Annotated in this window: 12 protein-coding genes and 1 pseudogene; 9 read left to right on the forward strand and 4 right to left on the reverse strand. The window is 67.7% G+C overall.

Going from position 1 to position 13,293, the window contains the following annotated elements:
• Both JMF86_RS28235 and hpnA read right to left on the reverse strand, forming a co-directional pair.
• Positions 1-499 (reverse strand): annotated as a pseudogene (locus JMF86_RS28235) (phage tail protein); the annotation flags it as partial.
• Between the two features lie 108 nt (positions 500-607).
• Positions 608-1,615: a hopanoid-associated sugar epimerase gene (hpnA, locus tag JMF86_RS28240; protein ID WP_011353724.1), complete on the reverse strand. Its 1,008-nt coding sequence runs from the start codon at positions 1,613-1,615 to the stop codon at positions 608-610.
• 152 nt (positions 1,616-1,767) lie between these two features.
• On the opposite strand from hpnA, the gene JMF86_RS28245 reads away from it, so the two are divergent.
• From JMF86_RS28245 to JMF86_RS28255, 3 genes are all read left to right on the forward strand, one after another.
• On the forward strand, positions 1,768-2,064 hold the full coding sequence (locus JMF86_RS28245) for an acylphosphatase (RefSeq protein ID WP_006480292.1): 297 nt from the start codon (positions 1,768-1,770) through the stop codon (positions 2,062-2,064).
• 18 nt (positions 2,065-2,082) lie between these two features.
• Positions 2,083-2,982, forward strand: a complete 900-nt coding sequence (rarD, locus tag JMF86_RS28250; protein ID WP_011548885.1) for an EamA family transporter RarD — start codon at positions 2,083-2,085, stop codon at positions 2,980-2,982.
• A 428-nt stretch (positions 2,983-3,410) separates the two neighbouring features.
• Entirely contained in the window at positions 3,411-4,535 is a 1,125-nt protein-coding gene (locus tag JMF86_RS28255; RefSeq protein ID WP_011548886.1) for an OpgC domain-containing protein, read from the forward strand.
• 43 nt (positions 4,536-4,578) lie between these two features.
• Here JMF86_RS28255 and JMF86_RS28260 read toward each other — a convergent pair whose 3' ends face one another.
• Together JMF86_RS28260 and JMF86_RS28265 are read right to left on the reverse strand one after the other, a co-directional pair.
• A complete protein-coding gene (locus JMF86_RS28260; RefSeq protein ID WP_011694889.1) occupies positions 4,579-4,785 on the reverse strand; it encodes a hypothetical protein in 207 nt (68 codons plus the stop codon).
• Between the two features lie 120 nt (positions 4,786-4,905).
• The gene (locus JMF86_RS28265; RefSeq protein ID WP_011548887.1) at positions 4,906-6,426 is read right to left on the reverse strand and encodes a peptide MFS transporter; all 1,521 of its coding nucleotides are present in this window, start codon (positions 6,424-6,426) and stop codon (positions 4,906-4,908) included.
• Between the two features lie 497 nt (positions 6,427-6,923).
• On the opposite strand from JMF86_RS28265, the gene JMF86_RS28270 reads away from it, so the two are divergent.
• The 6 genes from JMF86_RS28270 (at position 6,924) to JMF86_RS28295 (ending at position 13,171) form a co-directional block, all read left to right on the forward strand.
• On the forward strand, positions 6,924-7,502 hold the full coding sequence (locus tag JMF86_RS28270; RefSeq protein ID WP_011548888.1) for a cupin domain-containing protein: 579 nt from the start codon (positions 6,924-6,926) through the stop codon (positions 7,500-7,502).
• Between the two features lie 179 nt (positions 7,503-7,681).
• Positions 7,682-9,295, forward strand: a complete 1,614-nt coding sequence (locus JMF86_RS28275; protein ID WP_006480298.1) for a peptide ABC transporter substrate-binding protein — start codon at positions 7,682-7,684, stop codon at positions 9,293-9,295.
• Between the two features lie 11 nt (positions 9,296-9,306).
• On the forward strand, positions 9,307-10,245 hold the full coding sequence (locus JMF86_RS28280) for an ABC transporter permease subunit (protein ID WP_006480299.1): 939 nt from the start codon (positions 9,307-9,309) through the stop codon (positions 10,243-10,245).
• Between the two features lie 13 nt (positions 10,246-10,258).
• Complete coding sequence (locus JMF86_RS28285; protein ID WP_011548889.1) at positions 10,259-11,161, forward strand: ABC transporter permease; 903 nt, start codon at positions 10,259-10,261, stop codon at positions 11,159-11,161.
• A 1-nt stretch (position 11,162) separates the two neighbouring features.
• Positions 11,163-12,155 (forward strand): ABC transporter ATP-binding protein, encoded by a 993-nt coding sequence (locus JMF86_RS28290; protein ID WP_011548890.1) that lies wholly within the window; start codon positions 11,163-11,165, stop codon positions 12,153-12,155.
• Positions 12,152-13,171, forward strand: a complete 1,020-nt coding sequence (locus tag JMF86_RS28295) for an ABC transporter ATP-binding protein (RefSeq protein ID WP_011548891.1) — start codon at positions 12,152-12,154, stop codon at positions 13,169-13,171. The genes JMF86_RS28290 and JMF86_RS28295 overlap by 4 nt, the downstream gene beginning before the upstream one ends.
• The last annotated feature ends 122 nt before the right edge of the window (positions 13,172-13,293 follow it).

Below are 13,293 nucleotides of genomic sequence, written 5' to 3' on the forward strand. Positions count from 1 at the left end.
CGGCTTCGGCTTCGGCGGTTGCCGCGGCATGGCGTTGCGCGGCCGCGTCGGCTTCGGTCGCGGCGGCGTGATGACGCTGCGCGGCGGCCTCGGCTTCGGCGATCGCCGCCGCGTGGCGCTGCGACGCGGCTTCGGCATCCGCGTGACGTTGCGCGAGCGCTTCGGTCAGCGCGGTGGCTTCCGCATGGCGTTGCGACGCGGCTTCGGCTTGCGTGGCGGCATCCGTATGACGTTGGGCGGCCGCTTCGGCGGCGGCGGTGGCGTCGGCATGGCGCCGCTGCGCGGCTTCGGCATCGGCGGCCGCGGCCGTGTGGCGCTGCGCGGCGGCCTGCGCTTCGGCTTCCGCCGCCGCGTGACGCTCGGCCGCGGCCCGGGCTTCCGCTGCCGCGGCGCGCGCGAACGCTTCCGCGCTGCGTGCCGCCTGCTGCGCGGCGTGGTGATCGTGGAGGAGCTGATCGACGCCCGTGGCGAGCGAAGCGATCTGATCGTTCAGGTTCATGCGTGTCTTCTCTGCGTAAGACCCGCGATTTTAACCGCTGCGCCGATGCCGGTCCGCGCGCGACGTGTAACAAAGTGCGCAAAGCGGCGCGAGGGGCGCCGCTTTGTGTTACTTGAGGTAGCCCGCCGAGCCGAACCAGTCCAGTGCATCGCGCAGCCCTTCGCGATACGGGCGCGCACGGTAGCCGAGTTCGCGCTCGGCCTTCGCGGACGTGAAATACATCTTGTTCTTCGACATCCGCAGCCCGTCGACGGTGACGAACGGCTCCTTCTTCGTGAACTTTGCGACCGCTTCGGCGCCGACCGCGAGCGGGTACAGCGGCCAGCGCGGCAGCGCGATCGTCGGCGCCTTGCGGCCGGTCATCTGCGCGATGTCCGCGAGCATCTGCTGCAGCGGCAGGTTCTCGCCGCCGAGGATGTAGCGCTCGCCGATCCGGCCGCGCTCGAGCGCGAGGAAGTGGCCGTGCGCGACGTCGTCGACGTGCACGAGGTTCAGCCCCGTATCGACGAACGCAGGAATCTTGCCGAGCGCGGCCTCGACGATGATGCGGCCGGTCGGCGTCGGCTTCACGTCGCGCGGGCCGATCGGCGTCGACGGATTGACGATCACGGCCGGCAGCCCTTCGTCGGCGATCATCCGTTCGACCGCGCGCTCCGCGAGCACCTTGCTGCGCTTGTAGACGCCGATCGCCTGCTCGGCCGTGAGCGGCCGGTTCTCGTCGGACGGATCGCCGGCGCTCGTCACCTTCAGCGTCGCGACGCTGCTCGTGTAGACGATCCGCTCGACGCCTTCGGCGCGGGCCGCGCGCATCGTCGCGACCGCGCCTTCGAGGTTCGCGCGCTCGATCTCGTCGGGGTCGGGTGCCCACAGCCGGTAGTCGGCCGCGACGTGCAGCAGGTAGCGCACGCCGCGCAGCGCGGCGCGCATCGACGCCTCGTCGCGCATGTCGCCGGTGACGATCTCGGCATCGAGATCCGCGACGTTCGTGCGCGGGCTGGTGGGGCGCACGAGCACGCGCACCGCATAGCCTTTCTGCTGCGCGATGCGCGCGACGGCCGAGCCGACGAAACCGGATGCGCCGGTGACGAGAACGAGATCGCGGGAGGTATCAGTCATGCGTTTCCTTCAGGGCCGCGCGGGCGGCGCGGCGGTTGGGCATCGGCGAGATTGTACGTGGTCGGCGTGCGCGGCGACGCCCGGCCGGCGCGTGTGCGAAGCGGCCGACGCGACTACAATGCCGGGCTTGAATGCAACGGGAGGGCGACGCGATGAGCCGCAATGAACTGGACGAACGGATCGAGACCTACTACGTGCGGGTGCGCGGCGTCGTGCAGGGCGTCGGCTTTCGTCATGCGACGGTGCGCGAGGCGCATGCGCTGAAGCTGCGCGGCTGGGTCGCGAATCTGGAGGACGGCACCGTCGAGGCGATGATCCAGGGCCCCGGCGCGCAGATCGACCGGATGCTCGCGTGGCTGCGTCACGGGCCGCCCGCCGCGCGCGTGACCGAGGTGACGTTCGAGGAACGCCGGACCGAGAAGCGCTTCGAACGCTTCCAGCAGCAGTAAAAAAGGCACAAAACGATCATGACGGGGTATCCGGAAGCCGGGCGCGGTCTCACGCTGTCGGTGATGGCGTCGACGCTGTTCGCGCTGATGTCGGCTTACGCGAAACTGCTCGCGCCGCTCACCGGGCTCGACATCTTCGCGTGGCGCATCGTGTGGACCGCGCCGGGCGCGCTCGCGCTGATCGCGCTGCGCGGCCGCTGGCCGGCGCTCGTCGAGCTGGCGCGGCGCAGCGCGCGCGACTGGCGCCTGCTGATCGCGCTGCCGGCGAGCGCGGCGCTGCTCGGCGTGCAGCTGTGGCTGTTCCTGTGGGCGCCGCTGCACGGCCGCATGCTCGAAGTGTCGCTCGGCTATTTCCTGCTGCCGCTGACGATGGTGCTCGTCGGCCGCTTCTACTATCACGAACGGCTCGACCCGCTGCAATGGGCGGCGGTCGCGTGCGCGGCGCTCGGCGTCGCGCACGAGGTGTGGGCGACGCGCGCGTTCGCGTGGCCGACGCTGGTCGTCGCGCTCGGCTATCCGCCGTATTTCGTGCTGCGCCGGCGGATCAACGCCGATTCGCTGGCTGCCTTCGCGGTCGAGATCGTGCTGCTGTGCCCGATCGCGTTCGCGATGGTCGCGACGAGCGCGACGCAGGTCGCCGGCCAGCCGCTGCTGTGGGCCGCGCTGCTGCCGGGGCTCGGCATCCTCAGCACGCTCGCGCTCGCGAGCTACCTGAAGGCGAGCCGGATGCTGCCGATGGCGCTGTTCGGGATTCTCGGCTACGTCGAGCCTGTGCTGCTCGTCGTGGTGTCGCTGCTGCTGCTCGGCGAAACGCTGAGCGTCGCGCAGCTCGCGACGTACGGGCCGATCTGGGTCGCCGTCGCGCTGACCGCATGGCGCAGCGCGATGCTGATGCGGCGCTTGCCCGCGCGCGGATGACCGCCTCGTCGCGATGCGCCGGCCGTGCGCAACGTGCCGCGCAGCGCGCTTCATCCGAGCGTCGAATACCGCGCGTCGCGCTGCCGACTTCCGCTCACTCCCGCCGAATCCCTCGATCCTGACCGCCAACTGGCGACGCGCTGACGCGAATCTGGCGGTGCTGTCTGCTTCGCCGCGCAACGCTCGCGCTTGTAATCGAACAGAAGATTCGGTTGCACTTTGTTACTTAGGGTCTCCCCTGATCGGCTACTAGACTGGCCTGACCGACTTCCCTTCGTATGCAGCTTTTCAATGAACGGTCATCTCCGTGCCTGGCCAGCCGGGTTGGCGCGATGCGGGCATACGCGTATCGCCGCTGATCGCGCTCGCCGTCTCTCTCCCGATCCTTTCCCCGGTGCGTGCCGCACCGCCGTCGTGCAGGTGCGCTCATGTCGTTGAGCCCGCCGCGTTCCGCCATGGTGCAGCCGTCGCGCAGCGGCCGTCTGATCGAAGTCGACTTCTTTCGCGGGCTCGTGCTGTTGATGATCGTCGTCGATCACATCGGCGCGAGCGTGCTGTCGCGCATGACGCTGCACGCGTTCGCGCTGTGCGATGCGGCCGAGGTGTTCGTGTTCCTCGGCGGCTTCGCGACCGCGAGCGCGTATGGCGCGATCGCCGAGCGACACGGCGCGCGCGCCGCGCAGCAGCGGTTCGTGCGGCGCGCGATGCAGATCTACCGCGCGTTTCTCGCGACGTCGACGCTGATGCTCGTCGTGTCGGCCGTGCTCGATCACTTCGGCATCGACGCGCCGAACCTCGCGCTCGACGACGTCAGCGTGATGCTCGCGTCGCCGCTCACGGGTCTCGCCGAACTGTTGACGTTCCAGCGCCAGCCGTATCTCGCGTCGGTGCTGCCGATGTACGTGCTGTTCGCGCTCGCGTCGCCGGTGCTGGTGCCGTTCGCGCGGCGCCATCCGTGGCTGCTCGTCGCGATCAGCGCCGCGTCGTGGCTCGCCGCGGGCTGGCTCGGCCCGGAACTGCTGGACACCGACGGCTTCCGCTGGAGCTTCAACCCGTTCGCGTGGCAACTGATGTTCGTCGCCGGCGTGCTCGCACGCTGCCAGCCGTTCTACCGGCACGTCGCACTCGGTCGCTGGGGCGCCGCGGCGACCGGGCTCGCGTGCGCGATCGTGCTCGGCTGCGCGAGCTACAAGCTGTTCTCGGGGCTGCCGGTGCCCGAAGGCGTGCTCAAGCGCGATCTCGCGCTGCCGCGCGTGGTGAGCTTCGCGGCCATCGCGTGGCTGATGGCCGATTGCGTGCGCTTCGGCTGGATCGCGCGGATCGCGCAGGGCGTGCAGCCCGTCGTGGCGGTCGGCCAGCGCGGGCTGATCTGCTTCGTCGCGGGCGCGGCGATCTCGCTCGTGATCGATTCGCTGCTGCACCCGGTCGTGCATAGCGCCGATCTGCGGCACGTCGGCGTGGGCCTCGTCGCCGACGCGTGCGCGGTCGGGCTGATGATGGCGGTGGCGGGTTCGGGAACGTGGATCGCGCGATGGCGCGGCGCGGCGGCGTAGGCGCGCGCAGGCTGGTGTGCGGCGCGGCAGGCGCCGCGCGGTGTCAGTGAGGTGAGCCGATACGGGAGCGGGGCGTGGCGGTTGCGTCGTCGGATTCGGCGTCGTCGCGTTCGTCCTGCGCCGGCTCGTCGCGCTCCGCGAGCACCGCGTCGGCTTCGGCCGCGGCCCGGGCGGCGCGCATCGCGGTGCAGCGCTGCGCGTGCCGGATGTCCGACAGGATTCTCAAAAGCCGCGTTGTCTTGCTTTTCATCGTGTTCTCCCGCCAGTGCGCATCTCGCGACGCGGATGCGTTGTCTGCAACCAGTGTAGGACGCGTTCGCGTTTCTGGCGGGAGAATGTGGCGTGCACGCCGCACGCCGAGGGATAGTCCTTACTGCGCGGCGGCCGCTGCTTGCGCCTGCAACGCTTCTTCGCGGCGCTCTTCCGTGCAGCGCTGATGCTGGCGCGACAGGCGGTTCATCAGCGGCAGCAGCAGCAGCGCGAGCAGCATGCCGATCGCGGCGAGCCAGCCGAGCTTCTCGAACAGCGACAGGTAGAGCGGCAGCGACTCGGTGGCCGGCAGTTCGTGCGACGGCATCTGCGCGAAGTTTGCGACGACGCTGCCCAGATACTGCGACACGCCCGTCGCGACGAAATACGCACCCATCATGAAGCCGCTCATGCGCGCCGGCACGTAGCGGGCGATCATCGCGAGGCCGAGGCCGCTCACCAGCAGTTCGCCGAGCGAGTACAGGCCGTAACCCCACACCATGAACCACGACGACACACGGCCGTCGACCGCGTAGCGGCCGCTGATCGTGAACACCAGGTAGCCGGCTGCCACCGCGCCGAAACCGAGCGCGTACTTCGCGGCGACCGGCAGGTCGCGGCCGCCCTTCGCGACGGCGTTGTAGACCCACACGAGCACCGGGCTCAGCAGCATGATCCAGATCGGGTTCAGCGCCTGGAACTGCGCGGCGCTCCACGTGAACAGCGTCGTGCCGAACAGCATGAAACGCGGGTCGACGTTGCGCAGCGCGAACAGCGTCAGCGACGTCGACATCTGCACGTAGAAGATGAAGAACAGGATCACCTGGCCGATCAGCACGAGCGCCGCGATCAGGCCGGCGCGCTCCGAGCGCTCCGACTTCGCGATCATGTACGCGAAGATCGCGAGGATCGCGAATGCCGCCATCCACACGCTGGCGACCGCGAGCTGCTTGTGCTGCAGCACGTACAGCGTGATCAGCGCGAGCGCGACGCCGCCGGCCGCGACCGCGCCGAGGCGCTTCCAGCGGATCGGCTCGTCGTCCGGCTGCGAGCCGACGTGCGCGAGCGTGCGGTGCATCAGCATGAAATTGAGGATCGCGAGCAGCATGCCGCCGCAGCAGACCGCGAACGCGGTGTGCCAGCCCCAGTGATCCTTGATCCACGGCGTCGCGAGCATCGACACCGTCGAGCCGATGTTGACCGCCATGTAGTAGATCGTGAACGCGCTGTCGATGCGCGCGTCGTCGCCTTCGTAGATGCGGCGCACGAGGTTCGCTGCGTTGGCCTTGAACAGGCCGTTGCCGACGACGATCACGCCGAGCGACGCGTACATGTACGCGAGGTGATCGTTCGGCACCGCGAGCATCAGGTAGCCGGCGCACAGCACGGACGCGCCGATGATCATCGTGCGGCGGGCGCCGAGCACCTTGTCGCCGATCCAGCCGCCGATCGACGGCGCGGCGTAGACGAGTGCGGTGAATGCACCCCAGGTCAGGTTCGCGTGGCTGTCGGTGAAGCCGAGCCGGTCGACCATGAAGAGGACCAGGAGCGCGGCCATGCCGTAGTAGCCGAAGCGCTCCCACATTTCGATGAGGAAGACCGTCGTAAACGATCGGGTCTGTGAAACAGGTGCGTGCATCATCAATCTCGTTTGAAACGGACGGCGCGGATCGCGCGTCGCCTTGGGGGTCGAACTGGCGCCGGAGCACTGAGGCCGGGTAGGCTTGCGTCGGCGATGGAGCAGTCGGGCGGTTAGCCCGGGCCGGGGTCGGATTCCACCTGGGAAGGCGGAGCGCGGCCCCGACCGGCGCGCGAATGGTAACGTTTGCCGGTCCGGTGCGTCGGGTCCGCGCCACTTAGGGAAACTCCCGATATGGCAGCAGCTTTCAGGAACATTTGTCTCATCATCTACCTGTAAGCTTGACGCCGGTTCTCCGCAAATTCCCGGAGAGCCGCTTGCAGCTTGCCTGTGAAGCCTGCGAGTCTGGCAAGATAGCGCGTCGTTTCGTGCGCTTCGGGCCCTGTTTAGTGCACCGGGCTCAACGCCGAAGGCGTGTACGAACCCGAAGATTAAGCTATCTCCAATTAACTTAGTTACTTTCCATCAAACATTTTTTGACGACCACTTTTCGGCCTGCTATGGTTCCCCCCACTGAAAACTCGCGATCGGCAGACGCTGTCGCACTCGGCAGCAAGATTCGCGCGTTGCGCCAACGTCTGAAGCGCACGCTCGACGACACCGCTACCGCCGCGGGGATTTCGAAGCCGTTTCTGTCTCAAGTCGAGCGCGGGCTCGCGTCGCCGTCACTGACGTCGCTGGCCGGTATTGCCCACGCACTCGGCGTGACGGTGCAGTACTTCGTGGATACGCCGAGCGAGGAACGCTCGGTGTGCCGAGGCGATCAGTTGCGCTTCTTCGGGTTTGCCGATTCGGCGAACCTGTTCGCGAGGCTGACGAACGTGTCCGAAGGGCGCCAGCTTGAGGCGATCCTCGTGAGGATGCCGCCGGGGCAGAAACGGTCCGAGGTGACGACACATGCAGGAGAGGAGTTCCTGTACGTGATTGAAGGGGAAGTGTCGCTGACGCTGGAAGGCAAGACGTTCGTCCTGCAGGCCGGCGACAGTTCGCACTATCAGTCGACGGTGCCGCACAGCTGGGTCAACACCGCGAAGATCGAGTCGGTGGTGGTCTGGGTCGGTACGCCGCGACTGTTCTAACGCACGGGTATTCCTTCGTTTCATTCGACGGAATGCCTGTCGAAAGAAATGTAAGGAATACTAACATGCAATACGAGAATCACGGGCCTCCTCAATCGCTGCGCCCGTCAGCGTCTCACGCGTAATCCGCGGCATCCGCCGCGCGACGCTCACCGAACAACCTTCTCAAGACTGCCACGATGAAATCCTTGCATGCCATGTCGGCCGTGCTGGCCGCGCTCGCCCTGACGACGCCCGTCGCCCACGCCGTGACCGTTCCGTCGAACGTCGCACTCGCTCCCCAACAGGACCTGACGCGACAGGTGCCGGCCGAAGTCGAGTCGCTCGACCCGGCGCACATCGAATCGTGGACCGGCAACACGATCGGCCTCGACCTGTTCGAAGGGCTCGCGCGCATCGACGCGGCCGGCCAGGTCGTGCCGGGCGTCGCGCTGTCGTGGGAGCGCAAGACGCCGCAGACGTGGATCTTCAAGCTTCGCCACGACGCGAAGTGGAGCAACGGCCAGCCGGTGACGGCCGCCGATTTCGTCTATTCGTGGCAGCGCCTCGTCGATCCGAAGACGGGCTCGAAATACACGATCCTCGTCGAGTTCATCAAGAACTCGAAGGACATCATCGCCGGCAAGGCCGCGCCGACCACGCTCGGCGTGCGCGCGGTCGACCCGTACACGCTGGAAGTGACGACCGACGTGCCCGTCGCGTTCTTCCCCGAACTGACCGCGATGGCGCCGCTCGCGCCGGTGAACAAGGACGTGGTGACGAAGTTTGGCGACGCATGGACGCGCCCCGGCAACCTGGTCAGCAACGGCGCGTACCAGCTCGTCGACTGGCAGCCGAACAACCGCATCGTGGCGACCAAGGACGCGAAGTACTGGAACGCGTCGAAGGTGGTGATCAACAAGGTCACGTACCTGCCGATCGAAAGCGACGAAACCGCGATGCGCATGTACCAGGCCGGCCAGATCGACTACAGCTACTCGATCCCGTCGGGCATCTTCCAGCAGGTCAGCAAGCAGTTCGGCGCCGAACTGCGCCCGGGCCTGCAGCTCGCGACCTACTACTACTACCTGAACAACAGCGACGCGGCGCTGAAGGACAAGCGCGTGCGCCAGGCGCTGTCGATGGTGATCGATCGCGACGTGCTGACGTCGAAGCTCACGCAGGCCGGCGAGAAGCCGATGTACGGGCTGATGCCGAACGGCACGAAGGGCGTGCAGCCATTCACGCCGGAATGGGCGTCGTGGCCGATGGCCAAGCGCATCGCGACCGCGAAGGACCTGCTGAAGCAGGCCGGCTATTCGGATGCGAAGCCGCTGTCGTTCACGCTCACGTACAACACCAACGACCTGCACAAGAAGGTCGCGCTGTTCACCGCATCGGAATGGCGTACGAAGCTCGGCGTCACCACGAAGCTCGAGAACGTCGAGTTCAAGGTGCTGATGAAGCAGCGGCATGACGGCAAGGTGCAGATCGCGCGCGACGGCTGGTTCGCCGACTACAACGACGCGATGACGTTCTTCGACCTGATCCGCTGCGGCAGCTCGCAGAACACCGTCGGCTACTGCAACAAGCAGGTCGACGCGCTCGTCGAGGAAGGCAACCAGAAGCTCGACGACAACGCGCGCACCGCGCTGCTCACGCAGGCGCACGACATGGCGATGAAGGACACGCCGATGGTGCCGCTGTTCCAGTACTCGGCCGACCGTCTCGTGAAGTCCTACGTCGGTGGCTATTCGCTGAAGAACGTGATCGACATGCGTGCTTCGCAGGACATGTACCTGATCAAGCACTGAGCGGAGCGATCATGCTGGCCTACGCATTGAGGCGCACGTTGTGGGCGGTGCCGACGATCCTCGCGGTCATCACCGTCTGCTACCTGCTGCTGCATTTCACGCCCGGCGGCCCGTTCGATACGGAGAAGCAGCTGTCCGCCGCGACGCTCGCGAACCTGAACGCGAAGTACCACCTCGACGAGCCGCTGTGGAAGCAGTACTTGCTGTATCTCGGCTCGCTGCTGCACGGCGATCTCGGCCCGTCGTTTCGTTACGTCGACTGGTCGGTGAACGATCTCGTGAAGAAGGCGCTGCCCGTGAGCCTCGGCGTGGGCGGCGTGTCGATCCCGATCTCGATCGTGCTCGGCGTGCTGCTCGGCACCGTCGCGGCCGTGCGCCGCGACAGCGTGATCGATCGTTTCGTGATGCTGATCGGCAACTTCGGCAACGTCGTGCCGCCGTTCGTGCTCGGCCCCGTGCTCGTGTGGATCTTCGCGATCCTGCTGAAGACGTCGGAAGGCAACGGCTGGCTGCCGGCCGGCGGCTGGGGCGACGGCGGCTGGCGGTACCGGCTGCTGCCGATCGCGCTGCTGACCCTCATCAACGTGTCGCTGCTCGCACGCGTGATGCGCGGCTCGATGATCGAGACGCTGTCGAGCAACTACATCCGCACCGCGCGCGCCAAGGGCCTGCCCGGCTCGACGATCGTGCTGCGCCATGCGCTCAAGCCCGCGCTGATGCCGGTCGTGTCGCTGTTCGGCACGGTCTGCATCACGTCGATCACGGCGGCCGTCGTCACCGAATCGGTGTTCGCGCTGCCGGGCCTCGGGCAACTCGTCGTGAACGGCGCCATCAACCGCGACTACACGCTGGTGCTCGGCCTCGTCGTGCTGACGACCGTCTGCGCGGTGCTGTTCAACCTGCTGGTCGACCTCGCGTACGCGTGGCTCGATCCGCGCATCCGTTATTGAGCGAGGCACAGCGATGACCCCGACCACTCCCGTCGTCGGCCTGCCCGTGCAGACCGATTCGCCGCCGCGTTCGCGCTCGCCGCTCGAGCTGGCGTTCGCGCGCTTCCTTCACAACCGCGCGGCGCTGTTCAGCCTCGTGCTGCTCGCGCTGATCACGCTCGCCTGCTTCGTCGGCCCGTGGCTGCTCGCGGCCGATCCCGCCGCGAGCGACTGGGGCTCGATCAGCCTGCCGCCGACCTGGGCGAACCAGCACTGGTTCGGCACCGACGAGCTCGGCCGCGACCTGCTCGTGCGCACGCTGATCGGCGGCCGCGTATCGATCGAGGTCGGCCTGCTCGGCACGCTCGTGTCGGGCCTGTTCGGCGTCGCGTGGGGCGCGACCGCGGGCTTCGCGGGCGGCCGCGTCGACTCCGTGATGATGCGCGTCGTCGACATGATGTACGCGATCCCGTACCTGCTGATCGCGATCCTGATGATGACCCTGTTCGGCCGCTCGTTCATGCTGGTCGTGCTGACCATCAGCGCGTTCTCGTGGATCGACATGGCGCGCGTCGTGCGCGGCCAGACGCTGTCGCTGCGCAATCGCGAGTTCGTCGACGCGGCGCGCGCGATCGGCGTGTCGCCGGCGTCGATCGTGCTGCGTCACGTCGTGCCGAACCTGCTCGGCGTGGTCGTCGTGTACGCGACGGTCTCGGTGCCGAACATCGTGCTGACCGAATCGGTGCTGTCGTTCCTCGGCCTCGGCGTGCAGGAACCGATGACGAGCTGGGGCGTGCTGATCCAGGATGGCGCGCAGAAACTGGAATCGATGCCGTGGCTGCTGCTGGCCCCGGCCGTCATGCTGTGCGTGACGCTCTATTGCGTGAACTTCGTCGGCGACGGCCTGCGTGACGCGCTCGACCCGAAGGATCGCTGAAATGGCTGCTCTGCTGGAAGTAGAAAACCTCGGCGTGCGCTTCACGCGCAAGGATGCGCCGCCGATCGACGCCGTCAACGGCGTGTCGTTCTCGCTCGAAGCCGGCAAGACGCTCGGCATCGTCGGCGAATCGGGCTCGGGCAAGAGCCAGACCGTGATGGCGCTGCTCGGCCTGCTGGCCGGCAACGGCACGACGACCGGCACCGCGCGCTACCGCGGCGACAACCTGCTCGACATGGATACGCGCGCGCTGAACGCGGTGCGCGGCGACCGGATCGCGATGATCTTCCAGGACCCGATGACGTCGCTCAATCCGTTCCTGACGATCGAGCGGCAGATGACCGAGACGCTGCAGCTGCATCGCAAGCTGTCGCGCAAGGAAGCGATCAAGCGCGCGATCGAGGCGCTCGAATCGGTGCGCATTCCCGACGCGGCGCGCCGCATCCGCATGTATCCGCACGAGTTTTCGGGCGGCATGCGGCAGCGCGTGATGATTGCGATGGCGCTGCTCTCCGAGCCGGAAATCCTGATCGCCGACGAGCCGACCACCGCGCTCGACGTGACCGTGCAGGCGCAGATCATCGACCTGCTGCGCGAGCTGAACCGCGAGCGCGGCACCGCGATCGTGCTGATCACGCACGACATGGGCGTGGTCGCCGGCCTCGCCGACGACGTGATGGTCATGTACGCGGGCCGCACCGTCGAATACGCGCCGGCCGACTCGATTTTCGCGGCGCCGTCGCATCCGTACACGATCGGCCTGCTCAACGCGCTGCCGCGCCTGACCGACGCGGACGATGCGCCGCTCGTCGCGATCCCCGGCAACCCGCCGATGCCCGGCACCGCGCCGGCCGGCTGCGCGTTCGCGAAGCGCTGCACCTATGCGGAAGAACGCTGCGGCATTGCTCGCCCGGCGCTCGAAACCTATGGCGCCGTGGGCGCGGTGCGCGCGTGCCACCGGCCCGTGGCCGATCTGACGGGAGGTCTGCGATGAGCGTCGATGAACGCCGCCAAGCCGGCGCGACGGACGACACGCTGCTGTCCGTCGAGAATCTGAAGGTGCATTTCCGCGTGCCGCTGGGCGGCTATCCGTGGTCGCCGAAAGGCACGTTGCGCGCGGTCGACGGCGTGTCGTTCGACGTGAAGCGCGGCGAGACGGTCGGGCTCGTCGGCGAATCGGGCTGCGGGAAGTCGACGCTGGCGCGCGCATTGATCGGCCTCGTGCCGATGACGGCCGGCACCGTGAAATGGCGCGGCCAGGCCGTGGCGCCGGATCACCTGCGCGGCACCGCGATGCGGCGCGAAGTGCAGATGATCTTCCAGGACCCGCTCGCGTCGCTCGATCCGCGCATGACGATCGAGCAGGTCGTCGCGGAGCCGCTCGTCACGCACCACGCCGGCCTCGGCCGTGCCGAAGTGCGCCGCCGCGTGGTCACGATGCTCGAGCGCGTCGGTCTGAACGCGCATCACCTGCTGAGATATCCGCATGAATTTTCCGGCGGGCAGTGCCAGCGCGTCGGCATCGCGCGTGCGCTGATCAGCGAGCCGAAGCTCGTGATCTGCGACGAACCCGTATCGGCGCTCGACGTGTCGATCCAGGCGCAGATCGTGAACCTGCTGCGCGATCTGCAACGCGAACTGTCGTTGTCCTATCTGTTCGTCGCGCACGATCTGGCGGTGGTGAAGGCCATCAGCCAGCGCGTGCTCGTGATGTATCTCGGCCGCGTGATGGAGTTCGGCACGCGGCATGACGTGTACGGCGTGCCGCAACACCCGTACACGAAGGCGCTGCTCGATGCGGCGCCGACGCCGGAGCCGGCGCGCGAGCGTGCTCGCCGTCCGATGCTGCTGGCGGGCGAGATGCCCTCGCCGCTCAACCCGCCGTCCGGCTGCGCGTTCCGCACGCGCTGCCCGGTCGCGATCGACGCGTGCGCGCAGGACGTGCCGCTGCCGGAAGTGCGGCAGGGGTCGGCGGCGCGCGTCGCGTGCATCCGCGCGGGCGCGGCGTGACGTGAAGTAACGCAGCAAACAAAACCAAGGCAGGTCAACAGGGGTAGTGCGGCGCGAACGATCTTCGCGCCGCGGGTACAGGCGCGTCCTTAGCCGGGCTCGCCGGGGGGCTGGGAGCGGAT

It is taken from the genome of Burkholderia sp. E168m15, from assembly GCF_016586105.1.
Classification (GTDB): Bacteria; Pseudomonadota; Gammaproteobacteria; order Burkholderiales; family Burkholderiaceae; genus Burkholderia; species Burkholderia orbicola.